This is a genomic window from Burkholderia sp. RF4-BP95, assembly GCF_001521985.1.
GTDB classification, from domain to species: Bacteria; Pseudomonadota; Gammaproteobacteria; order Burkholderiales; family Burkholderiaceae; genus Burkholderia; species Burkholderia diffusa.
Genome location: NZ_LOSX01000027.1, coordinates 176,418 through 200,325 on the forward strand (window position 1 = coordinate 176,418; position 23,908 = coordinate 200,325).

At 67.9% G+C, this 23,908-nt stretch carries 20 protein-coding genes; 10 read left to right on the top strand and 10 right to left on the bottom strand.

Annotated features, from left to right (window positions below; genetic code table 11):
* The first annotated feature begins 130 nt into the window (after positions 1-130).
* Genes glyQ through WS46_RS11940 form a run of 5 tightly spaced genes read left to right on the top strand, consistent with a single transcriptional unit; the run spans position 131 to position 5,594 of the window.
* A complete protein-coding gene (gene glyQ, locus WS46_RS11920) occupies positions 131-1,135 on the top strand; it encodes a glycine--tRNA ligase subunit alpha (protein ID WP_080294533.1) in 1,005 nt (334 codons plus the stop codon).
* 22 nt (positions 1,136-1,157) lie between these two features.
* On the top strand, positions 1,158-3,257 hold the full coding sequence (gene glyS, locus WS46_RS11925; protein WP_059690642.1) for a glycine--tRNA ligase subunit beta: 2,100 nt from the start codon (positions 1,158-1,160) through the stop codon (positions 3,255-3,257).
* A gap of 10 nt (positions 3,258-3,267) precedes the next feature.
* Positions 3,268-3,831, top strand: coding sequence for a D-glycero-beta-D-manno-heptose 1,7-bisphosphate 7-phosphatase (gene gmhB, locus WS46_RS11930; RefSeq protein ID WP_059528142.1), 564 nt, complete (start codon positions 3,268-3,270; stop codon positions 3,829-3,831).
* A gap of 43 nt (positions 3,832-3,874) precedes the next feature.
* Positions 3,875-4,639 (top strand): 1-acyl-sn-glycerol-3-phosphate acyltransferase, encoded by a 765-nt coding sequence (locus WS46_RS11935; RefSeq protein ID WP_059528144.1) that lies wholly within the window; start codon positions 3,875-3,877, stop codon positions 4,637-4,639.
* A gap of 46 nt (positions 4,640-4,685) precedes the next feature.
* On the top strand, positions 4,686-5,594 hold the full coding sequence (locus tag WS46_RS11940; protein ID WP_059690680.1) for a M48 family metallopeptidase: 909 nt from the start codon (positions 4,686-4,688) through the stop codon (positions 5,592-5,594).
* A gap of 108 nt (positions 5,595-5,702) precedes the next feature.
* Here the strand turns inward: WS46_RS11940 and gloA are convergent, their stop codons facing one another.
* The gene (gloA, locus tag WS46_RS11945; protein ID WP_011657880.1) at positions 5,703-6,092 is read right to left on the bottom strand and encodes a lactoylglutathione lyase; all 390 of its coding nucleotides are present in this window, start codon (positions 6,090-6,092) and stop codon (positions 5,703-5,705) included.
* 358 nt (positions 6,093-6,450) lie between these two features.
* Between gloA and WS46_RS11950 the strand changes: the two genes are divergently transcribed.
* Entirely contained in the window at positions 6,451-7,386 is a 936-nt protein-coding gene (locus WS46_RS11950; RefSeq protein WP_059690643.1) for a DMT family transporter, read from the top strand.
* A 111-nt stretch (positions 7,387-7,497) separates the two neighbouring features.
* Here WS46_RS11950 and rsmA read toward each other — a convergent pair whose 3' ends face one another.
* The 4 genes from rsmA to WS46_RS11970 are packed head-to-tail and all read right to left on the bottom strand — an operon-like array spanning position 7,498 to position 13,155.
* Positions 7,498-8,328 (bottom strand): 16S rRNA (adenine(1518)-N(6)/adenine(1519)-N(6))-dimethyltransferase RsmA, encoded by an 831-nt coding sequence (gene rsmA / locus WS46_RS11955; RefSeq protein ID WP_059690644.1) that lies wholly within the window; start codon positions 8,326-8,328, stop codon positions 7,498-7,500.
* A gap of 55 nt (positions 8,329-8,383) precedes the next feature.
* Positions 8,384-9,373, bottom strand: coding sequence for a 4-hydroxythreonine-4-phosphate dehydrogenase PdxA (pdxA, locus tag WS46_RS11960; RefSeq protein ID WP_059690645.1), 990 nt, complete (start codon positions 9,371-9,373; stop codon positions 8,384-8,386).
* 11 nt (positions 9,374-9,384) lie between these two features.
* On the bottom strand, positions 9,385-10,743 hold the full coding sequence (locus WS46_RS11965) for a peptidylprolyl isomerase (RefSeq protein WP_059528154.1): 1,359 nt from the start codon (positions 10,741-10,743) through the stop codon (positions 9,385-9,387).
* Positions 10,744-10,794: 51 nt separating this feature from the next.
* A complete protein-coding gene (locus WS46_RS11970; protein WP_059690646.1) occupies positions 10,795-13,155 on the bottom strand; it encodes an LPS-assembly protein LptD in 2,361 nt (786 codons plus the stop codon).
* A 223-nt stretch (positions 13,156-13,378) separates the two neighbouring features.
* On the opposite strand from WS46_RS11970, the gene WS46_RS11975 reads away from it, so the two are divergent.
* Both WS46_RS11975 and murU read left to right on the top strand, forming a co-directional pair.
* Positions 13,379-14,428: an aminoglycoside phosphotransferase family protein gene (locus WS46_RS11975; protein WP_059690647.1), complete on the top strand. Its 1,050-nt coding sequence runs from the start codon at positions 13,379-13,381 to the stop codon at positions 14,426-14,428.
* 22 nt (positions 14,429-14,450) lie between these two features.
* A complete protein-coding gene (murU, locus tag WS46_RS11980) occupies positions 14,451-15,173 on the top strand; it encodes an N-acetylmuramate alpha-1-phosphate uridylyltransferase MurU (RefSeq protein ID WP_059690648.1) in 723 nt (240 codons plus the stop codon).
* A gap of 210 nt (positions 15,174-15,383) precedes the next feature.
* Here the strand turns inward: murU and WS46_RS11985 are convergent, their stop codons facing one another.
* Positions 15,384-17,255, bottom strand: a complete 1,872-nt coding sequence (locus WS46_RS11985) for an ABC transporter ATP-binding protein/permease (protein ID WP_059690649.1) — start codon at positions 17,253-17,255, stop codon at positions 15,384-15,386.
* A gap of 175 nt (positions 17,256-17,430) precedes the next feature.
* Between WS46_RS11985 and WS46_RS11990 the strand changes: the two genes are divergently transcribed.
* Positions 17,431-17,826, top strand: coding sequence for an acyl-CoA thioesterase (locus WS46_RS11990; protein ID WP_059528170.1), 396 nt, complete (start codon positions 17,431-17,433; stop codon positions 17,824-17,826).
* Positions 17,827-17,863: 37 nt separating this feature from the next.
* Here WS46_RS11990 and WS46_RS11995 read toward each other — a convergent pair whose 3' ends face one another.
* Positions 17,864-18,346, bottom strand: coding sequence for a nitrate reductase associated protein (locus tag WS46_RS11995; protein ID WP_059528173.1), 483 nt, complete (start codon positions 18,344-18,346; stop codon positions 17,864-17,866).
* 113 nt (positions 18,347-18,459) lie between these two features.
* Here WS46_RS11995 and fdhD point away from each other — a divergent pair, with 113 nt between their 5' ends.
* Entirely contained in the window at positions 18,460-19,290 is an 831-nt protein-coding gene (gene fdhD / locus WS46_RS12000; RefSeq protein ID WP_156437250.1) for a formate dehydrogenase accessory sulfurtransferase FdhD, read from the top strand.
* 22 nt (positions 19,291-19,312) lie between these two features.
* Here fdhD and WS46_RS12005 read toward each other — a convergent pair whose 3' ends face one another.
* From WS46_RS12005 to WS46_RS12015, 3 genes are all read right to left on the bottom strand, one after another.
* Positions 19,313-20,080, bottom strand: a complete 768-nt coding sequence (locus WS46_RS12005) for an enoyl-CoA hydratase (RefSeq protein WP_059690650.1) — start codon at positions 20,078-20,080, stop codon at positions 19,313-19,315.
* A 90-nt stretch (positions 20,081-20,170) separates the two neighbouring features.
* Positions 20,171-21,370 carry an acetyl-CoA C-acyltransferase gene (locus WS46_RS12010; RefSeq protein WP_059690651.1) on the bottom strand — a complete coding sequence of 400 codons (1,200 nt, stop codon included), beginning with the start codon at positions 21,368-21,370 and terminating at the stop codon, positions 20,171-20,173.
* Positions 21,371-21,392: 22 nt separating this feature from the next.
* Positions 21,393-23,828: a 3-hydroxyacyl-CoA dehydrogenase/enoyl-CoA hydratase family protein gene (locus WS46_RS12015; RefSeq protein ID WP_059690652.1), complete on the bottom strand. Its 2,436-nt coding sequence runs from the start codon at positions 23,826-23,828 to the stop codon at positions 21,393-21,395.
* Positions 23,829-23,908 lie beyond the last annotated feature (80 nt).

Consider the following 23,908-nt stretch of genomic DNA (forward strand, 5'->3'; position numbering starts at 1 on the left):
ATCCGCCCGCCGATCCGGTAAAATTGCACGTTTCAGCACACTAACAAGCCGCGCCGCCGCGCGAGCCGACCCTCCGGGCCCCGCCCGGAGCGCCGCCCGCAACGGAGCGCCAGCGCCACGAAGGCTCTTCATGCTTACGTTTCAGCAAATCATCCTGACGCTGCAGTCCTACTGGGACAAGCAGGGTTGCGCCCTGCTCCAGCCCATCGACATGGAAGTCGGCGCGGGCACGTCGCACGTTCACACGTTCCTGCGCGCGGTCGGCCCCGAGCCGTGGCGCGCCGCCTACGTGCAGCCGTCGCGCCGCCCGAAGGACGGCCGCTACGGCGAGAACCCGAACCGCCTGCAGCATTACTACCAGTACCAGGTCGTGCTCAAGCCGGCGCCGGAAAACATCCTCGACCTGTACCTCGGCTCGCTGGAAGCGCTCGGCTTCGACCTGAAGCAGAACGACGTGCGCTTCGTCGAGGACGACTGGGAGAACCCGACGCTCGGCGCGTGGGGCCTCGGCTGGGAAGTGTGGCTGAACGGGATGGAAGTCACGCAGTTCACGTATTTCCAGCAGGTCGGCGGCCTCGACTGCAAGCCGGTGCTCGGCGAGATCACCTACGGCCTCGAGCGCCTCGCGATGTACCTGCAGAAGGTCGAGAACGTGTACGACCTCGTGTGGACCGAGTGGGAAGAGCAGGGCCCGAACGGCCCCGAGCTGCGCCGCCTGTCGTACGGCGACGTCTACCACCAGAACGAGGTCGAGCAGTCGACCTACAACTTCGAGCACGCGAACGTCGACCTGCTGTTCACGTTCTTCAACAGCTACGAAGCGGAAGCGAAGAAGATGATCGACGCGCAGCTCGCGCTGCCCGCGTACGAACTCGTGCTGAAGGCCGGCCACACGTTCAACCTGCTCGACGCGCGCGGCGCGATCTCGGTGACGGAACGTGCGGCGTACATCGGCCGCATCCGCGCGCTGTCGCGTCTCGTCGCGCAGGCTTACTACGACTCGCGCGAGAAGCTCGGCTTCCCGATGCTCGGCAACCCGCCGGGCGTGCCGGGCCTCACCACCGACGCCCAGGACGCCGCCCAGCCGGCATGGGCGCCGCCGCTCAAGGTCGAACGCAAGATCGATCAGGACTGACGAGACGAGATTTATTCCAGACATGACGCACAATCATCCCGCCCCCCTGCTCGTCGAACTGCTGACCGAAGAGCTGCCGCCGAAGGCCCTCGCGCGCCTCGGCGACGCATTCGCCGAAGGTCTCGCGCAACGCCTCGCGGCGCGCGACCTCGTCGAAGGCGACCTCGTATTCGAACGCTACGCCACGCCGCGCCGCCTCGCGGTCGTCGTGCAGAACGTGCGCGCCGTCGCGCCTGAAAAGCAGGTCCGCGAAAAGGTCCTGCCCGTGTCGGTCGCGCTCGACGCCGAAGGCAAGCCGACCGCCCCGCTCGCGAAGAAGCTCGCGGCGCTCGGCCATCCGAACCTGTCGATCGCCGATCTCGAGCGCGCGCGGGACGGCAAGGCCGAAGCGTTCTTCGTCAACTACTCGGCCGCCGGCGTGACGCTCGCCGACGGGCTGCAGGCCGCGCTCGACGAAACGCTCGAGAAGCTGCCGATCCCGAAGGTCATGACCTACCAGCGCCCGGACGGCTCCGACGTGAAGTTCGTGCGCCCGGTGCACCGCCTGACCGTGCTGCACGACGATCGGATCGTGCCCGTCACGGCGTTCGGCGTCGATGCCGGCGACACCACGCTCGGCCACCGTTTCCTGTCCGACGGCCTCGTCGCGATCCAGCACGCACGCGCGTATGCCGACACGCTGCGCGACAAGGGCCGCGTGATCGCGCACTTCGCCGATCGCCGCGAAACGATCCGCACGCAGCTGAACGAGCACGCGAACGGCGACACCGTCGTGATGCCCGAATCGCTGCTCGACGAAGTGACGTCGCTGGTCGAATGGCCGGTCGTCTACCCGTGCCGCTTCGAGGACGAATTCCTGCAGGTTCCGCAGGAATGCCTGATCCTCACGATGCAGACGAACCAGAAGTATTTCGCGCTGACCGACATCGCCGGCAAGCTGCGCTCGCGCTTCCTGATCGTGTCGAACATCGAGACGAAGACGCCGGGCGAGATCGTCGAGGGCAACGAGCGCGTCGTGCGCCCGCGCCTCGCCGACGCGAAGTTCTTCTTCGAGCAGGACAAGAAGAAGCCGCTCGCCGACCGCGTGCCGCTGCTCGCGAACGTCGTCTATCACAACAAGCTCGGTTCGGCGCTCGCGCGCGTCGAGCGCCTCGAAGCGCTGGCCGGCGAGATCGCGCCCGCGATCGGCGCCGACGCCGCGCACGCGAAGCGCGCCGCGCGCCTCGCGAAGGCCGACCTGCTGACCGACATGGTCGGCGAGTTCCCGGAACTGCAGGGCACGATGGGCACGTACTACGCGCGCCACGACGGTGAACCCGACGACATCGCGCTCGCCTGCGCCGAGCACTACCAGCCGCGCTTCTCCGGCGACGCGCTGCCGACCACGCCGGTGTCCACCGCCGTCGCGCTGGCCGACAAGCTCGAGACGATCGTCGGCATCTGGGGCATCGGCCTCGCGCCGACCGGCGAGAAGGATCCGTTCGCGCTGCGCCGTCACGCGCTCGGCGTGCTGCGCCTGCTGGTCGAGAAGCAGCTGCCGCTCGATCTCGTGTCGCTGCTGCGCACGGCCCACGCACGCTTCGAAGGCGTGCCGGGCGTCGCGGAATCGACCGACGCGATCCTCGCGTTCTTCATGGACCGCCTGCGCGGCCTGCTGCGCGAGCGCGGCTACACGGCCGGCGAAGTCGACGCGGTGCTGAGCCTGAACCCGACGCGCGTCGACGATCTCGTCGCGCGCCTCGACGCGGTGCGCGAATTCACGCGCCTCGCGGAAGCCGAAGCGCTCGCGGCCGCGAACAAGCGGATCTCGAACATCCTGAAGAAGTCGGAAGGCGGCGCGAACGGTGCGGTGCAGCCGACGCTGCTCGTCGAGGCCGCCGAAAAGGCGCTGCACGAACAGCTCGCGGCCGTGACGCCGCACGTGCAGTCGCAGCTCGAGGCGCGTGCGTATACGGGCGCGCTGTCGGCGCTCGCCGCGCTGCGCGCGCCGGTCGACACGTTCTTCAACGACGTGATGGTCAACGCCGAGGACCCCGCGCTGCGCGCGAACCGTCTCGCGCTGCTGTCCGCGCTGCATCAGCAGATGAACTGCGTCGCCGACATCTCGAAGCTCGCCGCATAAGGGCCGAACGATGCCGACCAGCCCCAACCGCAAGCTCGTCGTCCTCGACCGGGACGGCGTGATCAACGTCGATTCGGACGCGTTCATCAAGACGCCCGACGAGTGGATCGCGCTGCCCGGCAGCCTCGAGGCGATCGCACGACTCAACCACGCGGGCTATCGCGTGGTCGTCGCGACCAACCAGTCCGGCATCGGCCGCGGGCTGTTCGACATGGCCGCGCTCAACGCGATGCACCTGAAGATGCATCGCGCGGCGGCCGCCGTCGGCGCGCGCATCGACGCGGTGTTCTTCTGCCCGCACGTGTCGGAAGACCACTGCGACTGCCGCAAGCCGAAGCCCGGCATGATGCAGATGATCGCGGAGCGCTTCGAGGTCGACCCCGGTCACACGCCGGCCGTCGGCGATTCGCTGCGCGACCTGCAGGCCGGCGTCGCGGTCGGCTTCAAGCCGCACCTCGTGCTGACCGGCAAGGGCAAGAAGACGCTCGCCGCGGGCAATCTGCCGGACGGCACGAAGGTCCACGACGATCTGCGCGCATTCGCGCTCGACTTCCTTTCACACGAACACGAGTGATGCGGCCGCCGCGCGCATCCTCCCAACTGTCAGACCCACGCCGATGCGCTTCGTCCGCTCCCTGCTGCTGCTGATCTACTTCATCGTGTACACGGTGCCTTACGCCACCGCGTGCTTCATCGCGTTCCCGTTCATGCGTCCCGACGCGCGCTACTGGATGGCGGCCGGCTGGTGCAAGTCGACGCTATGGGTCGTGCGCTGGCTGAACGGCATCCGCTACCGGATCGAAGGGATGGAAAACCTGCCCGACGGCCCGGCCGTGCTGCTGTCGAAGCATCAGTCCGCGTGGGAGACGCTCGCGTTTCCGGCGCTGATGCCGAAGCCGCTCTGCTACGTGTTCAAGCGCGAACTGCTGTACGTGCCGTTCTTCGGCTGGGCGCTCGGGCTGCTGCACATGGTCAACATCAACCGCAAGGAAGGCAAGAACGCGTTCGCGTCGGTGATCCGTCAGGGCAAGAAGCGCCTGTCGGAAGGCGCCTGGATGATCATGTTCCCGGAAGGCACGCGCACGCCGGTCGGCAAGCAGGGCAAGTACAAGACGGGCGGCGCGCGCTTCGCGATCGAAACCGGCACGCCGGTCGTGCCGATCGCGCACAATGCAGGTCGCGTGTGGCCGCGCAATTCGTTCACGAAATTCCCGGGCGTCGTCACCGTGTCGATCGGCAAGCCGATTCCCGTCGACGGCAAGACGCCCGACGTATTGAACTCGCAGGTCGAAGCATGGATCGAAGCGGAAATGCGCCGCATCGATCCCGATGCCTATCGCCAGCCGGGCAATGCCGGCGCGCGCGATGCCGCGCGCGTCTGAATCACCCGGATTGCAGCCGTTGCGAACGACGAAACGAAGCGAACTGATGAAAAAGCGTCCGCGGCCACGGCCTGCCGTCGTGGCCCTCGATCATCGCCAGATGGATCTGCCGCTCTTCGACGGGCCGACGGCATCGCCGGCACCGTCGGCGCCCGCCGCACCGCCCTCGCCGCCTGAAGCGGCCACGGCCCCCGCGGTGCCCACGGCGCCGCTCGATCCGGGTCCCGCGCCCGATCGCTCCCGCATCCGCACGTTCGCACTCGACAGCCGTGTGCTCGAATACCGGCTGAAGCGCTCCGCGCGCCGCACGATCGGCTTCACGATCGACGGCAGCGGGCTGTCGATCACCGCGCCGCGCTGGGTCACGCTCGCCGACATCGAAGCGGCCATCGCCGAGAAGCAGCGCTGGATCTTCGCGAAGCTCGCGGAGTGGAAAACCCGCACCGAGCAGCGCGCGCTGCCGCAGATCGACTGGCGCGACGGCGCACAACTCCCGTATCTCGGCAAGACGATCACGATCGCGCTCGGCGCCAGTGCGCTCGCCTTCGACGCCGATGCGCAGCGGCTGTCGCTGCCGCTGCCCGCGCAAGCCGACATGCAGCAGATCAAGGATCGCGTGCAGGGCTGGCTGCAGGGCGAAGCGAAGCGGATTTTCGGCGAACGCCTCGTCGTCTATGCGGAAATGCTCGGCGTCACGTATTCGATGTACGCGCTGTCGTCGGCCGCGACGCGCTGGGGCAGCTGCTCGAGCGACGGCAAGATCCGGCTGAACTGGCGGCTGATCCACTTCCCGATGTCGATCATCGACTACGTCGTCGCGCACGAGCTGTCGCACCTGCGCGAAATGAACCACAGCCCGGCCTTCTGGCAGACCGTCGAATCGATCTTCCCGGAATTCCGCGAAGCGCGGCACACGCTCAAGCATCACCCGCCCGAGTTGCTGCCGTCGCTGTAACGCGATCGGTCGCACCGAAAATGCGAACGGGCGATGCGGATTCCTCCGCATCGCCCGTTTTCTTTGCGCGCCACGCCCATCGTGCGTCGCGCGCCGCTCATCCCGCGCTCAGTGCGCCTTCTTCTGGATGAACTCGATCTTGTAGCCGTCCGGATCCTCGACGAATGCGATCACGGTCGTGCCGTGCTTCATCGGACCCGCTTCGCGGGTCACCTTGCCGCCTTGCGCCTTGATCTTGTCGCAGGCCGCGTACGCGTCGTCGACTTCCACCGCCAGATGGCCGAAGCCGTTGCCGAGATCGTAGGACGGCGTATCCCAGTTATGGGTCAGCTCGATCACGGTGCCCGTGCTTTCCGCTTCATAGCCGACGAACGCGAGCGTGAACTTGCCTTCCGGATAATCCTCGCGACGCAGCAGCTTCATGCCGAGCAATTCGGTGTAGAACTTGATCGAGCGGTCGAGATCGCCGACTCGCAGCATCGTATGCAGCAAACGCATGTGTTGTACTCCTGTGGGGACTTTCCAGAAGCGGAAATTCTACCGGAGTCGGGTGAATCCCGCCGTCGGCGCCCCGTCCGCCGTCGGCCGATACCGGCTTCCGGACGGCGAGCCCGATGCCCGTGCGGCGGCAGTCATCACCGCACCCGACGGCACCCTGCAAGTCCACCGATCGGGTAACATCCTCCCACCTCGCACCAAAAGCGGGCATGCCGTCCGCCGCTTGAACGCGACCACCACCTCAATCAGCCACACAGCCTGCCGTGCGAAACCGCCGAATCGAGCGCGCCGGACACGACCTCCGTCCGCCGCTGCCCTTGTCCGTGCCCCCTTCCCGCCGCATCGGCGAGGTCCGCCGATGACCGCGCTCGCCGGCGCGCCCGCGCGCCGCGCGCTCGACACGCGCGCCATCGGTGTGATGCTGCTGCTGTGCGCGATCTGGGGCTTCCAGCAGGTCGCGATCAAGAGCACGAACGCGGCGATCCCGCCGATGTTCCAGGCCGGGCTGCGCTCGGTGATCGCCGCGCTCCTTCTGTGGGGCTGGGCCCGCTCGCGCGGCACGCCGCTGTTCCGCGGGGACGGCACGCTCGGCGCGGGCATCGCGGCGGGTGCGCTGTTCGCCGGCGAGTTCGTCTGCGTGTTCTTCGGGCTGACGCTGACGAGCGCGTCGCACATGGCGATCTTCCTGTACACGGCCCCGTGCTTCACGGCGCTCGGCCTGCACCTGTTCGCGCCGGGCGAGCGGCTGCAGCGTGTCCAGTGGGCCGGCGTCGGCCTCGCGTTCGCCGGCATCGCGCTCGCGTTCGCGGACGGCTTCCTCAAGCCGCGCGCGCCCGGCGCATCGGTATTGGCCGGGCTCGCCGGCGACGCACTCGGCATCCTCGGCGGCGCGATGTGGGCCGCGACGACGGTCGTCGTGCGTTCGACGTCGCTCGCGCGGGCCAGCGCGAGCAAGACGCTGTTCTACCAGCTCGCGGTGTCGGCCGTCATGCTGATCGCGCTCGCCGCGCTACTCGGCCAGACGTCGTTCGCGCAGGTCACGCCGATCGCGCTCGCGAGCCTCGCGTACCAGTCGGTGATCGTCGCGTTCGTCAGCTATCTGTCGTGGTTCTGGCTGCTGACGCGCTACAGCGCGTCGCGGCTGTCGGTGTTCACGTTCCTGTCGCCATTGTTCGGCGTCGCGTTCGGCGTGCTGCTGCTCGGCGAATCGGTCGGCTGGCGCTTCATGTCCGCGGCCGCGCTGGTGCTGACCGGCATCGCGCTCGTCAACGCGCCGCCGCGCGGGCGCGCGTAACGCCGTCCGGCATCGACGAGAACGGCGCGGAAAAACAAAAAGGCTGCCGGTCAGGGCAGCCTCATGAATCTCGAGCCGGCGGGCACCACGCGCGTTGCCCGCGTGGTCCTGCTACTCCGCAGCCTTGCGCACCTTCGCAAGCGCCTGCGCGACGCCGACATATTCGGCCACGCTCACATCCTCCGCGCGTCGCGCGAGGTCGAAGCCGAGCCCGTCGAAATCGATCGTCTCGCGGTAGTCGCCGAGCGTGTTGCGCAGCATCTTCCGACGCTGCGAGAACGCTGCCGTGACCACTTCGCCGAGCAGCACGGGATCGACGTCCGGCAGTTCGTGCGGCTCGTACGGAATCATCCGGACGATCGCCGAATCGACCTTCGGCGGCGGCTGGAACGACTCCGGCGGCACGTCGAGCATCTTGTCCATCACGTAGCGGTACTGCAGCATCACCGACAGCCGCGAGAACGCCTTCGTGCCCGGCTCCGCGACCATCCGTTCGACGACCTCGTTCTGCAGCATGAAATGCTGGTCGATGACCACGCCGGCGAACGTCATCAGGTGAAACAGCAGCGGGCTGGAAATGTTGTACGGCAGGTTGCCGACGATCCGCAGCGACGGCTTGTCGCCGGGCGCCGCGAGCGAGCCGAAGTCGAACGCGAGCGCATCGCCCGCGTGCAGTTCCAGCAATGCGCCGAATCGCTGCTTCAGGCGCCCGATCAGGTCGCGGTCGAGCTCGACCGCATGCAGCGGCGACTCGGGTGTCGCGAGACGCGCGATCAGCGGCTCGGTCAGCGCGCCGAGGCCGGGGCCGATCTCGACCATTCGCTGGCCGCGCGCGGGGCCGATCGTCGCGACGATCGAGTCGATCACGCCGTGATCGACGAGGAAGTTCTGCCCGAAGCGCTTGCGCGCGAAGTGGCCTTGGTGCTGTCTGCTGTTCGACATCGACTGAGAAAAACGAAAAATACGACGAATGAAGTCAGGCCTGGGGCCGTGGGCGTCAGGCCGCGCGGCGATGGCGCGCCATCGTGACGGCCGTGTCGAGCGCGGCGACCATGCTGCCCGGATCCGCACGGCCCGTGCCGGCCAGATCCAGCGCGGTGCCGTGATCGACCGACGTGCGGATGATCGGCAGCCCGAGCGTGACGTTGATGCCCTCGCCGAAGGTCGCATACTTCAGCACGGGCAAGCCCTGATCGTGGAACATCGCGAGCACGCAATCGGCGTCCTCGAGATAGCGCGGCTGGAACAACGTATCGGCCGGATACGGGCCGCGCGCGTCGATGCCCTGCGCTTGCGCGCGCGCGAGCGCCGGCGAGATCACGTCGATCTCCTCGCGCCCGAGATAGCCGTTCTCGCCCGCATGCGGGTTCAGCCCCGTCACGAGGATGCGCGGCGCGGCGAGACCGAAGTCCCGCCGCAGGTCGCGATCGACGATCGCCAGCGTCTCGACGAGCCCGTCGATCGTCAGCGCGGCCGACACGTCCTTCAGCGGCAGGTGCGTGGTCGCGAGCGCGACGCGCAGCGGCCGCTCGCCGGTGCCCGCCAGCATCATCACGACGCGCGGCGTGTGCGTGCGTTCCGCAAGGTATTCGGTATGGCCGGTAAACGGTACGCCGGCATCGTTGATCGTGCTCTTCTGCAGCGGTGCGGTGACGATCGCGTCGAACCGGCCCGCCATCGCGCCGTCGATCGCGGCATCGAGCAGCGCGAGCACGTAGCGGCCATTGGCCGCATCGAGCTTGCCGGCCCGTGCGGGCACGGCGAGCGGATGGTGCTCGACCGACACCGGCCCGCCGCCGGCGAGCACTGCACGATCGGCACCGACGGCCGCCGCGCGCGCGTCGAGCAGCGCGGCGTCGCCGAGCACGGTGAAATGCGCGCCCGGCCAGCGCCGCGCGGCATCCTGCAACGCCTGCACGGTCAGCTCCGGGCCGACACCCGCGGGTTCGCCGGTCGTGATCGCGATCTGCAGCGCGGATGCCGTCATGCGAAGCTCGCTCAGTTCGCCGGGCCGACGCCGCCGATCTTGTACTGCACGTACGACGAGTCGCGCAGCTCGCGCAGCCAGTCGGCGTACGCCTGCTCGGCCTTGCGCTGGCCGATCGCCTGACGCGCGATATCCATCTGCTGCTGCACCGAGCCTTCCGCTTCGCGGCGCTCCATCACCTGGATCAGGTGGTAGCCGTACTCGGTACGAATCGGCTGGCTGATCTGGCCGTCCTGCAGATTGTTCATCGCGCGCTCGAATTCCGGCACGGTCTCGCCCGGGCTGATCCAGCCGAGATCGCCGCCCTGCGACGCCGAACCGTCCTGCGAGTAGGTGCGCGCGAACTTCGCGAAATCGCCGCCCGCCTCGACCTGGCGGCGGATGTCCTGCAGCTGCTGGCGAGCCTGGCCTTCCGACTTGCCTTCGCCGACGCGCAACAGGATGTGGCGCACGTGCGTCTGGACGATCTTCGGTGCCGCGGCGGTCGCGCCCTGGCTCTGGCGGCGGTCGACGAGACGCACGATCTCGAAGCCGTCCGGCACGCGGATCAGCGTCGGGTTGACCTGGCCCGGGCGCAGCTTCGATGCGGCGTCGACGACGTCGGCCGGCAGCGCGCCCGGCGCCTTGAAGCCGAGGTCACCGCCCTTCTTCGCGTCGTTCGCTTCCGAATTGTTCTTCGCGAGCTTCTCGAAATCGGCGCCCGACGTGGCCTGCTGCAGCAGCGCTTCAGCCTTCTTCTGCGCGGCTTCGATGTCGGCCTGCGGCGCGTTGGTCGGTGCCTTGATGAAGATGTGCTGGAAGCGCAGGTCCTGCTGCTGCGATGCGTTCGGCCCGCGCTGGCTCGCGATGTAGTTCGCGACCTCGGCATCCGACACGGTGATCTTGCCGTCGACCTCGCGCTCGCGCAGCTTCGACAGCATCAGCTCGGTGCGGGCGTCGCTCGTGAACACGCTCCAGGGCACGCCTTGCGCCACGATCCGCGCGCGGTACTGCTCGAGCGTCATCCCGTTCGCCTGCGCGAGGCGCTGCAGCGTGGACTGCACGGTCGCGTCGTCGATGCGGATCCCGTCGTCCTTGGCCTTCTGCACCTGGATGCGTTCGAGCACCATCTGGTTCAGCACCTGCGCGCGCAGCTGGTCGGCCGGCGGCACGGGTGCGTTCTGCTGCTGCAGCCGGCGCGAGATCAGGCCGACGCGCTGGTCGAGTTCGCGGCCCGTGATCACGTCGTTGTTGACGACCGCGACGACTTCGTCGGCGAGCTGCGCGCCTTGCGAACCAAGCGCCTGCGCCGCGGCCGGCGCGGCGGCGAGCAGCGCGGCGGACGCGGCGAGGCTGGACACGACTGCCGCGAAACGAAGGGTTTTCTTCATTGCCACTGATACTCCATTGAAATCGTGCTGACCGGTGCAGACAAGCCGGCGTTACTCGTAATTGCTGAAGCGGGACATCGGCGGCGGCGCGGACGGCAGCGGCGTGTAGCCCGGCACCCCGGCGCGGAATGCGGCCACGAGACCGTTGTCGACGCTCGACAGCCCCTTCAACGTCAGCTGCATCATGACTCGCGTCGACGAATTCTGCTGCCCCGACGTGTTCACGCCGTTCGCGTACCGCTGGACACCGACTCCGAGCGCCCAGCAATCCGCGTCGTATTGTAAGCCGAGCAGACCGTCGACGACCCGGTCGGCCGCCAGGTCGTAGTTGAAGCGGCCGATCGCATACAGGCGGCGCGTGAGCGGCCATTGCGCGGACACCAGGAACTGGTTGATCGGCTGGTTGTCGAGCGTCGTGTTCGCACGCGTATAGCGGTAGCCGACGTTGATCACGCGGCGCTCGCCCGGGCTGAAACCGAAACCGACGCTCGACTTCACGAGCTGGTTGTTGTTCTGGTTGTACTGGAACGCCGTCTCCGACATGAAGCCGGAGCCGAGTTTCAGCGCGGCGCCGACGATCAGGTCCGAGTGGCGCGCCAGCACGGCGCTCTGCCCGGAATTCAGCGTGACGCGCTGGTCGGCGAAATAGTACTGCTGCGCGACCACGAAGCGCGCGCGTTCGTCGCCCGTGCGCGGATCGATGAAGCGCGACGTCAGGCCGGCCGTGATTCGGTTCGCGTCCGCGATCCGGTCGTTGCCGACGAACGTGTTCGGCTGGTAGATCTCCGCGAGGCCGAAGTCCGATTCCGCGGTGTCGAACAGCGGCGCGTTCGACTGGTCGCGATACGGCGTGTACACGTAGTACAGGCGCGGCTCGAGCGTCTGGATGAAGTCCTGGCCGAACAGGCGCACCGAGCGGTCGAAGATCAGGCCCGAGTCGAAGCTCACGGTCGGAATCGACTCGGTGAAGCGCTTCGGGTTGTTCGGCGTGCGCGACGACAGATAGTTCAGGTCGTACGACGCGAAGTGATACTGGACCTTCGGCACGACGAAGTAGCCGGGGCCGTACACGCCGTATGCGATGTACGGGTTGAAGACGATGCGGTCGCCTTCGGTCGCATCGGCGGTCGTGATGCGGAACCGCGAATAGTCGGCTTCCGCGCCGAAGTCGAAGCCGCCGACGTTGTACTTCGTGTACTTCACGTTCAACTGCGGTTCGCGGCTGTACGGCGCGATCGACGGCGGCAGCGTCTGCCAGTGCTGATAGCGCGCGAGCACCGACCACGGGCCGTTGTTGTACGTGAGGCCGGCTTCCTGCTGGTACAGCGTCTGCGTCCCGTTGACGAACTGGTTCATCGACCCAAGGTCTTCGGGATACGTATCGTCCGAGACCTTGTTGTAGTAGACGTAGCCGCCGAAACCGCCGCCGAAGTTCTGCTGGTGCTGCCAGTAGATCGCGTAGCGGTTGCGGTGCGCGAGCCGGTCGTCGGGCAGGTAATTGGCCGTAAACGTGCCCGAATACGACGGCGACAGATAGCGGAACGTCGCTTCGGTCTGCACGCCGCGCCGCGAGATGATGCGCGGCGTGATCGTCAGGTCGCGGTTCGGCGCGATGTTGAAGTAGTACGGCAGCGTCAGCTCGAACCCGTTGTTCGAGTTCATCGAGAACGTCGGCGGCAAGAGGCCGCTGCGCCGCTCGCCCGACAGCGGGAACGTCATCCACGGGCTCGCGAAGATCGGCACGCCCTGGAAGAACAGCACGCCGTTGCGCGCGGTGCCTTCGTCGGCGCCCGTGTCGAAGTCGAAACGGCTGCCCTTGATGTACCACGCGGGGTTGGTCGAGCACTGGCACGCGGTGTAGGTGCCGTTGACGAACACCGAACGCTCGCTGTCGAGCAGGTCGACGCGCTCCGCGCTGCCGGACCCGCCCGTCACGTTGAAGTGGTACTTCGGCGCCGTCATGAAGCCCTGGTTCGCCTCGACCTTCAGATGCGCCTCGGGGCCCGCGAACGACGTGCCGCCGTTGACTACCTTGACCTGGCCGTACGCATCGGCCATGTCGGTATCCTGATCGTAGTGGATCGCGTCGGCCTTCACGACCGCGTCGCCGCGGCGCAGCTCGGCCGAGCCCTTCGCGGCGAGGTCCTGATCGGCCGTGCCGCTCGTATGGTCGGCAATCACGAAGGTGGCCGGCTTCGCGCCGTCCTTCAGCGGATGATCCTCGAGCTGCGGGGCGAGACGCAGGTCCCACGGCGAGTCGAGCGGCTGCGGCTGCGCGGCCGCGCCCGACAGCTGCGCGTACGACACGGCCGGCACGAGGCCGGGCACGGCCAGCAGCGCGAGCGCGAGCCGCCGTTTGCGCGGCGCCCCGTCACCGGGGAAGACATTCGGGAATAGCGGTTTGGGCGGCATCTATCGTTTGGCGAATCGCCCCTTGTCAACCGCACCTGCACGGCACATTCGCGCGCGGCGGGCCGCGCCGTCGCACCGCGACTGCGGCTGAGCGCAAACCGGGGAGGCGATCGGGCGGACTGCGCGACAGGCGGCGAGCCTGCACGGCGGAAGCTGACGCGGGGCGCGTCAAAAAAGTCGTGGGGTATTATATGGCAAGACGTTCCCCCCTCCGCCGAGTTTCATGACACCCCCATCCGCCGCATCCCAGCCCGACGCCCGCCTCGACGCACTGACCGCGTGGCTGCGTCCGCTCGCCGAGCGCTTCGCCCTCGACCTGTCGACCCTCGCACCCGCGTCGTCGGACGCCAGTTTCCGCCGCTATTTCCGGGTCGCGTCGGCCACGCGCCCCGGCGGCTCGCTGGTCGCGGTCGACGCGCCGCCGCCCGAGAAATGTCGCGAATTCGTTCAGGTCGCGCAGTTGCTCGCCGCGGCCGGCGACCACGTGCCGGAGGTGCTGGCCCACGATTTCGACGCGGGCTTCATGCTCGTGAGCGACCTCGGCCGCACGTCGTACATCTCGGTGCTCGATCCGGCCGACCCGGTCGCGGCGCGCCCGTTGATGCGCGACGCGCTCGACGCGCTGATCCGCTTCCAGCTGAGCTCGAAGCCCGACGTGCTGCCGCCGTTCGACGAGGCATTCCTGCGCCGCGAGATGGAGCTGCTGCCCGAATGGTTCGTCGGCCGGCACCTCGGCAAGCCCGTCACCGACGCGATGCGCGGCACGCTCGACCGCACCTTCGCACTGCTGGTCGCGAGCGCCCATGCGCAGCCGCAGGGCTTCATGCTGCGCGATTTCATGCCGCGCAACCTGATGGTCTGCGAACCGAACCCCGGTGTGCTCGACTTCCAGGACGCCGTGTACGGGCCGCTGACGTACGACGTCGTGTCGCTGCTGCGCGACGCGTTCATCAGCTGGGACGAGGAGTTCGAGCTCGACTGCTTCGCGTATTACTGGGAAAAGGCGAAGAAGGCCGGCCTGCCGGTCGATCCGGACTTCGGCGAGTTCTACCGCCAGCTCGAATGGATGGGGCTGCAGCGCCACATCAAGATCCTCGGCCTGTTCGCGCGGATCAACTACCGCGACGGCAAGCCGCATTACCTGAACGACCTGCCGCGCTTCCTCGCGTACGCGCGCAAGGTCGCGCTGCGCTACCGCCCGCTCGTGCCGTTCGCGAAGCTGCTCGACGAGCTCGAGGGCAAGGGCGCGGCCGACGTCGGCTATACGTTCTGACCGCCCTCACATTCAGACGAACATGAGCACTACCCTGACCACGGCGATGATTTTCGCCGCCGGGCGCGGCGAGCGGATGCGCCCGCTGACCGACACCCGCCCGAAGCCGCTGCTCGAAGTCGGCGGCAAGCCGCTGATCGTCTGGCAGATCGAGGCGCTCGCGCGCGCGGGCATCGAAACGATCGTGATCAACCACGCGTGGCTCGGCGAACAGCTCGAGGCAACGCTCGGCGACGGCTCGCGCTGGGGTGTGCGACTCGCGTATTCGGCCGAAGGCGACGCGCTGGAAACCGCCGGTGGCATCGCGCAGGCGCTGCCGCTGCTCGAGCGCGACGGCCGGCCGACGGTGTTCGCGGCGGTCGCGGGCGACGTGTACTGCGCATTCGACTACCGGACGCTTGCCGCCCGCGCCGCGCGGATGGCCGCGCTCGACGCGCCCGCGATGCATCTCGTGATGGTGCCGAACCCGCCGTTCCACCCGGACGGCGATTTCGTGCTCCGCGACGACGGCCGGCTGGCGCTCGCCGGCGCCCCGCGCGTCACGTTCGGCAGCATCGGCGTGTACGACACGCGGATGTTCCGCGACATCGTGCCCGGCACGCACCGGCCGCTGACGCCGTATTTCAAGGCGACCATCGAGGCCGGCCGCGCGAGCGGCGAATTGTATGAAGGTATCTGGGAGAACGTCGGCACGCCCGCGCAACTGGGCGAACTGGATACGCGGCTGCGTGCCGCCGCAGGCTGATCGTTTCGCGGCCTGGCCGTCGAGCCACAGGGCGCGGTGGCCAAGGGCCCGCAAGGCCGATGACGGCCCGGCCGATCGCCGCCAGGCCGCTCCTGAATCAAATGCCGCGCACGCCGCGCCGGAACGCCCGGCCGTGACGGCGCAACGCCGCCCGATGCCGAACGGCCGGCGAACCGACCGTTCCCGCGCCGCCCGGCGCGGCATCCACGCTCACGCGGCCTCGGCCGCTTCCCCGCCCGCCGCCGCGCGCTGCTGCTGCAGCGCCCACATCTGCGCATACAGCCCGTCCGCGCGCACGAGTTCGTCATGCGTGCCGCGCTCGACGATCCGCCCGTGGTCCATCACGAGAATCTGCTGCGCATGCACGACCGTCGACAGCCGGTGCGCGATCACGAGCGTCGTGCGGTGCCGCGCGATCTGGTCGAGTTCGTGCTGGATCGCACGCTCCGAGCGCGAATCGAGCGCCGACGTCGCCTCGTCGAACAGCAGCACCGGCGGATCCTTCAACAGCGTGCGCGCAATCGCGACGCGCTGCTTCTCGCCGCCCGACAGCTTCAGCCCACGCTCGCCGACCGGCGTGTCATAGCCCTTCGGCAAGCTCTCGATGAAGTCGTGGATGTGGGCGGCGCGCGCGGCCGCGATCACTTCGTCACGGCTCGCGGTCGGCCGGCCGTACGCGATGTTGTAATAGATCGAGTCGTTGAACAGCACGGTGTCCTGCGGCACGATCCCGATCGATGCACGCAGCGAATCCTGCGTGACGTCGCGAATGTCCTGGCCGTCGATCCGGATCGCCCCGCCCGCCTGCCGGTCGAGATCGTAGAAGCGGAACAGCAGCCGCGACAGCGTCGACTTGCCTGACCCGCTGTGCCCGACCACCGCGGTCGTCGTGCCCGCGTCGATCGTAAACGTCACGTCGTGCAGGATTTGCCGCGACGCTTCGTACGCGAAGTTCACGTGCTCGAAGCGGACCTGCGCGCCGGCCACCGCGAGCGGCCGCGCGTCGGGCGCGTCCGCGACTTCCTTCGCGGCCGACAGCAGTCCGAACATGCGGTCCATGTCGGTGAGGCTCTGCTTCAGTTCGCGATACACGACGCCGAGAAAATTCAGCGGGATATACAACTGCAGCATGAACGTGTTGATCAGCACGAGATCGCCGAGCGTCAGCTTGCCGGCCAGCACGCCCTGCGTCGCGCGCCACAGGATGAACACGAGCCCGGTGCCGATGATCGCCTGCTGGCCGAAGTTCAGCACCGACAGCGAATTCTGCGAGCGGATCGCGGCCTTGCGGTAGCGCTTCAGGTTTTCGTCGTAGCGCTGCGCCTCCCACTCCTCGTTGCCGAAGTACTTCACCGTCTCGTAGTTGATCAGCGAATCGATCGCCCGCGAGTTCGCGCGCGAATCGAGTTCGTTCATCGTGCGGCGAAAGTGCGTGCGCCAGTTGGTGACCTTCACGGTGAACACGATGTACGTGACCAGCGCCGCGAACGTCACGTATGCGTAGTACGCCTCGTACTTGACCACGAAGAAGCCGAGCACGAGCCCGACCTCGACGAGCGTCGGCAGGATGCTGTACAGCGAATAGGAAATCAGTTGCTGGATGCCGCGCGTGCCGCGTTCGATGTCGCGCGACATGCCGCCCGTCTGGCGCTCGAGATGAAAGCGCAGCGACAGCCCGTGCAGGTGCCGGAACACCTGCAGCGCGAGCTGGCGCACCGCGCTCTCGGTGACCTTCGAGAACAGGATCTCGCGCAGCTCGGTGAAGAGCGACGTCGACAGCCGCACGAGCGCATAGGCGATGACCAGCAGGCCGACGCCGCCCGCCAGCACGATGCCGGCCGACTGCTCCGCGCGGCCGAGCGCGGTGAGTTGCTGCACCGCCGACAGATGATCGACGATGCGCTTCATCACGACCGGCACGCCGAGGTTCGCGACCTTCGCGCCGATCAGGCAGCCGAGCGCGAGCGCGACGCGCCATTTGTAGGTGACCAGGTACGGCAGCAGCGACCGGATGGTCTGCCAGTCGTTGCGAGGCCCGGTCTGAGCCGGCGCGGGCTCGCCGGAAGCGGAATATCGGCGCATGGGGGGAAGGATCGGCGGGGTGCGGCACGCGTTGCGGTGGCGGCCGGCTCGCCCGCTTTCTCGTACAATTTGCGAACGTTGTATTGTCGCAGAAGCCGCTACGCGCCGCTGCCGGCGGCCTCGCCGGCTGGCCTGCGCGCGGCGGCGCATTTATTACAGGATGAAAGCCCCCGCCATGACCGATTCGACCCTCGAACTTCCGCAAAAGCAGCCCGCGCTGCGCGTCGTCCCGCAACCGCACGACGCGAACGTCCACGGCGACGTGTTCGGCGGCTGGATCATGTCGCAGGTCGACATCGCCGGCTCGATCCCCGCGAGCCAGCGCGCGAACGGCCGCGTCGCGACGGTCGCGGTCAATTCGTTCGTGTTCAAGCAGCCGGTGTTCGTCGGCGATTTGCTGAGCTTCTACGCCACCATCATGCGCACCGGCAACACGTCGGTGACGGTCGACGTCGAGGTGTACGCGCAGCGCATGCGCCTGATGGGCGAAATCGTGAAGGTCACCGAAGCAACGCTCACCTACGTCGCGACCGGCCCCGACCGCAAGCCGCGGCCGCTGCCGCCGCTCTGATCGGCGCGCGCCGCGCTGCGGCGCCGCACGCGGCCCGTCAGTGCGTGGCCGTCAGCCCGAACTCCCGCATCGCGGGCAGGAAGTCGTGATTGAGCTTCGGCTTGCGCGACAGCTTCATCAGCACGTAGCGCTGGAACGGCGCGAGCCGCTGCCACTGCGCGAGCGCGGGCGCCGGCAGCCCGGCCAGCGCGCTCTGCTGCACGAGCGCGTCCGGCACCGAATCGGTCGCTCGCCAGCTCGGCTGCTCGTCGGGCTGAAACCACGACGGTTCGAGGTCGGCATGCGTGCGCAGCATTTCGAACAGCGCGTGATCGAAATTGGGCTCGATCGCGGTGTCGTCGTCGGCCGGGAAGCGTGCGAGCAGCTTGCGGTCCTCGAGCGGCAGCAGCTGCCACTGCTCCAGTGAAATCCGCAGACCGAAACGGTCGAGATTGAAACGTACGATCATCGGGATGTACGTCAGGTTTTCCGACGAATCGTGTTCGAAATTGAATAGCAGCGGAGCGTCGCTGAGTCCCATGGTCGTTACCTGAGTGGCGGATGCCGGCGCGGCCGGCCTGCCTGAGGTATTTTAGAACCTCTGCGCGCGAGCGGCGGACACGATCGTCGCCGCCCCGCCACGAATCAACGGGAGTGCTCGTGAATCCGACTGAAACAGAAGAACCGCGCGGCGCGATCGAGCTGTCCGTGCGCCGCACGCGCGGCGGCGCCGTCGAAACCGCGCACGATTACGTCGGCCAGGAATGGCCGGTCGCGCTGGTCTTCAACGGCATCTCGCACGCGGTGATGATGTGCACGCCGCGCGACCTCGAGGCGTTCGCGGTCGGCTTCGCGATCTCGGAAGGGATCGTCGAACGCGGCAGCGACATCAAGGACATCGAGGTGATCCTCCACGCCGATGCATCGCTGCCGCACGCGGAGGTGCATCTGGAGGTCGTCCAGCAGGCTTTCGCCGCGCTGAAGGACCGCCGCCGCGCGCTCGCGGGGCGTACCGGCTGCGGCGTGTGCGGGATCGAGAGCATCGACCTGCTCGACCTCGCGCCCGAACGGGTGCCCGACACCGGCTTTCTCGCGCGCCTCGCGCCCGACGCGCTCGCGCGCGCGGCCCACGCGCTGCCGGTGCACCAGGCGCTCACGCAACTCACCGGCGGCCTGCACGCGGCCGCGTGGTGCGACGCAACAGGCGCGATCCGGATGGCGTTCGAGGATGTCGGCCGCCACAACGCGCTCGACAAGCTGATCGGCTCGCTCGTGCTGTCGCGCGCCGACGCGACCGACGGCTTCGTGTTCCTGTCGAGCCGCGCGAGCTACGAGCTCGTGCGCAAGTCGGCGCGGGTCGGAATCCCGATGGTCGCGACGATCTCCGCGCCGTCGTCGCTCGCGATCGAGATCGCGAAGGCGGCCGGCCTGCGGCTGGTCTGCTTCTGCCGCGAAACCGGCCACGTCGATTACGGCACGGCCTGATGCCGGCCGCCCGGCCGCTGCGTCAATCGAACTGACGGAAATCCGGCTTGCGCTTCTCGAAGAACGCGGTCATCGCCTCGCGGGCTTCCGGCGCGCGCAGCATCGCGGAGAAGTGACCGGCTTCCTCGTTCATCCGCGCGGCAACGGACACCCCGCCCGTCTCCTTCAGCAACGCCTTCGTCACGCGCAGCGACGACGCCGGCAGCGCCGCGAGCTTCGCGGCCTGCTTCGCCGCGAATGCGTCGAGCTCGGCGGCCGGCAGCACGCGGTTGACGATGCCGATGCGGTGCGCTTCCAGCGCGTCGAACGCTTCGCCGAGCAGCAGCTTTTCAGCGGCGACCTGATGGCCGGCCAGGCGCGGCAGCAGCACGCTCGATGCGGCTTCCGGGCACAGCCCGAGCTGCGCGAACGGCAGCGAGAATGCCGCGGTGTCGGCCGCGTAGACGAGATCGCAGTGCAGCAGCATCGTCACGCCGACACCGACCGCGATGCCCGGCACCGCGGCAACGATCGGCTTGGTCGCGCCGCTGATCCGCGCGAGAAACTGGAATACCGACGCGTTCTCGTCCTTCGGCGGCGCCTTCAGGAAATCCTCGAGATCGTTCCCCGCGCTGAAGTTGCCGTCGCTGCCGCGCAGCAGGATCACGCGGATCGCCTTGTCTTCCTGCGCGTCGGCGAGCGCATCGGCCATCGTCTGGTACATCGCCGCCGTCAGCGCGTTCTTCTTCGCCGGGCGCGCGATCGTGATCGTCATCACGCCGTCGGCGCGTTCCACTTGAATTTCGGCCACAACCGTCTCCTTTGACTTTCCTCTTCCGGAATGAAAAACGGTGCGCAAGCTCGTGGCTCGCGCACCGTGATCGCTACTGTCCCGCTCCGCTTACAGGCGTTCGATGATGCCCGCCGCACCCATGCCGGTGCCGACGCACATCGTGACCATCCCGTACTTCAGGTTGCGGCGGCGCAGGCCGTGCACGACGGTCGCCGCGCGGATCGCGCCGGTCGCGCCGAGCGGGTGGCCGAGCGCGATCGCGCCGCCGACCGGGTTGACCTTCGACGGGTCGAGGCCGAGATCGCGGATCACCGCCAGCGACTGCGCGGCGAATGCCTCGTTCAGCTCGATCCAGTCGAGATCGTCCTGCTTCAGGCCCGCGGCCTTCAGCGCGGCCGGGATCGCTTCCTTCGGGCCGATGCCCATGATTTCCGGCGGCACGCCGCGCACCGCGAAGCTCACGAAGCGCGCGAGCGGCGTCAGGTTGAATTCCTTGAGCACCTTCTCCGACACGACCAGCAGCGCGCCCGCGCCGTCCGACGTCTGCGAGCTGTTGCCGGCCGTGACCGAGCCCTTGTTCGCGAACACCGTGCGCAGCTTCGCGAGGCCTTCGAGCGACGTGTCCGCGCGCGGACCTTCGTCGAGCGCGATTTCGCGCGTCTTCACGTCGACTTCGCCCGTCGCGAGGTTCGGGAAACGCTCGGTGATCGTGTACGCGGCAATTTCGTCGCCGAACTCGCCGGCCTGCTGCGCGGCGAGCGCCTTGCGATGCGACTCGACCGAGAACGCGTCCTGGTCTTCGCGGCTCACCTTCCACTGCTCGGCGACGCGCTCGGCCGTCAGGCCCATCCCGTATGCAATGCCGAAATCCTCGCTGCGATCGAAGATATGCGGCGACATCGACGGCTTGTTGCCCATCATCGGCACCATGCTCATCGATTCGCAGCCGCCCGCGAGCAGCGCGTCCGATTCGCCGACGCGGATGCGGTCCGCCGCCATCGCCAGCGCCGTGATGCCCGACGCGCAGAAGCGGTTGACCGTCACGCCGCCGACCGTCTGCGGCAAGCCCGCGAGCAGCGCGCCCATGCGGGCGACGTTCAGGCCCTGCTCGGCTTCCGGAATCGCGCAGCCGATGATCGCGTCCTCGATCACCTTCGTGTCGAGGCCGGGCACCTGCGCGACCGCCGACTTGATCGCGTGAACCAGCAGCTCGTCGGGGCGCGTGTTCTTGAAGACACCGCGCGGGGCCTTGCCGATCGGGGTGCGGCTGGCGGCGACGATGTATGCGTCTTGCAGTTGTTTGCTCATTTGAAGCTCCTTATCCGCTCGCTCAGTTACGCACCGGCTTGCCGGTCTGCAACATGCCCATGATCCGTTCCTGCGTCTTCTGCGTGCCGAGCAGCTCGACGAACGCGCGGCGCTCGAGCGCGAGCAGCCACTGCTCGTCGACGAGGCTGCCGGCTTCGACGTCGCCGCCGCACACGGCTTCGGCGATGCGGCTCGCGATCAGGTAGTCGTGGTCGCTGATGAAGCGGCCGTCACGCATGTTGACGAGCGACGCCTTGATCGTCGCGATCGCCGAGCGGCCCGCGACCGTCACGTCCTTCGCGCGCAGCGGCGCACGGTAGCCGACGGCCGCCAGCGCGCGTGCTTCCTTCTTCGCGGTGTCGAGCAGCTCGAACACGTTGAAGATGATCGTGTCGGACGGCTTCAGGTAGCCCATCGCGCGTGCATCGTGCGCCGACGACGACACCTTCGCCATCGCCGCGTTCTCGAACGACTTCGTGACGAACTTCAGGATGTCGGTGGTCGCGTTCGCGGCCGTTGCCGCATCCGCCGCGCGCAGCGCCGCTTCCTTCAGGCCGCCGCCCGCCGGCACGAGGCCGACGCCGACTTCGACGAGACCGATGTAGCTCTCGACGTGCACGACGCGCTTCGCGCTGTGCAGCATCAGCTCGCACCCGCCGCCGAGCGCGATGCCCGACACGGCCGCGACGACCGGCACGTTCGCGTACTTCACGCGCAGCATGCCTTCCTGGAACTTCTTCACGAACGGCTCGATGCCCTTCGCGCCGCCCATCATGAACGCGGGCATCGCCTCTTCGAGGTTCGCACCGGCCGAGAACGGGCCGCCCGGCGTGCCGAGCTTCAGCGACGTCGGCTGCCAGATCACCACGCCCTTGTAGTCCTTCTCCGCGAGTTCGATCGCCTGCACGAGGCCGTCGATCACGCTCGGTCCGATCGTGTTCATCTTCGACTTGAACGACACGATCACGACGTCGTCCTCGCCTGCGCGATCGTCGACCCATGCACGCACGGCGTCGGTTTCGAACAGCGTCTTGCCGTACGTCTTCGGGTCGGCGCCGGCTTCGCCGACGAGCGGCGCGCGGAACACCTGCTTGCCGTAGACGGCCAGGTCGGAGCGCGGCACGAAGCGCTTCGACGCCGGCGCCCACGAGCCTTCGGCCGTGTGCACGCCGCCCTTCTCCGCAACCGCGCCTTCGAGCACCCACGACGGCAGCGGCACGTTCGCGAGCGCCTTGCCGGCCGCGATGTCTTCCTGCACCCACTCGGCGACCTGCTTCCAGCCGGCAGCCTGCCAGCCTTCGAACGGGCCTTCGTTCCAGCCGAAGCCCCAGCGGATCGCGAGGTCGACGTCACGCGCGTTGTCGGCGATCGACTCGAGATGCACGCCGATGTAGTGGAACACGTCACGGAAGATCGACCACAGGAACTGCGCGTGCGGATGGTCCGTCTCGCGCAGCAGCTTCAGGCGTTCCGCCGGCGGGCGCTTCAGGATGCGGCCGACGGTTTCATCCGCCTTCGCGCCCGAATCGACGTACGTGCCCGTCTTCGCGTCGAGCACCTTGATCGCCTTGCCTTCCTTCTTGTAGAAGCCGCCGCCCGTCTTCTGGCCGAGCGCGCCCTGCTTCACCAGTTCGGCGAGCACGGCAGGCGTCTGGTAGACCGGGAAGAACGGATCGTCGGCGAGGTTGTCCTGCATCGTCTTGATCACGTGCGCCATCGTGTCGAGGCCGACCACGTCCGCGGTGCGGAACGTCGCCGACTTCGCGCGGCCGAGGCGGCTGCCCGTCAGGTCGTCGACTTCGTCGAAGCGCAGGCCGAACTTCGCGGCCTCGGTGATCACCGCGAGGATCGAGAAGATGCCGACGCGGTTCGCGATGAAGTTCGGCGTGTCCTTCGCGCGCACGACGCCCTTGCCGACGATGCTCGTCAGGAAGGTCTCGAGCTGGTCGAGGATCTCCGGACGCGTGTGCGCGGTCGGGATCAGCTCGACGAGGTGCATGTAGCGCGGCGGGTTGAAGAAGTGCACGCCGCAGAAGCGCGACTTCAGCTCGTCCGAGAAACCTTCGGACAGCTTCGTGATCGACAGGCCCGACGTGTTGGTCGCGAAAATCGCGTTCGGTGCGATGTGCGGCGCGACCTTCTTGTACAGGTCGTGCTTCCAGTCCATCCGCTCGGCGATCGCCTCGATCACGACGTCGCACTCGGCGAGCTTCGCGATGTCGTCTTCGTAGTTCGCGGCTTCGAGGTATTTCGCGTCGTCCTTCACGCCGAACGGCGCGGGCGACAGCTTCTTCAGGTTCTCGATCGCCTTCAGCGCGATCGCGTTTTTCGGGCCTTCCTTGGCCGGCAGGTCGAACAGCAGCACCGGCACGCGCGCGTTGACGAGGTGCGCGGCGATCTGCGCGCCCATCACGCCGGCGCCCAGCACGGCGACCTTGCGAATCAGGAAATTGCTCACGGGATGTCTCCGGATAATGTCGTGCAGCGCGGGTTGTGAGGGCTGCACGACGAAGTGAGTACCAGGAACCGTTGCGTTCG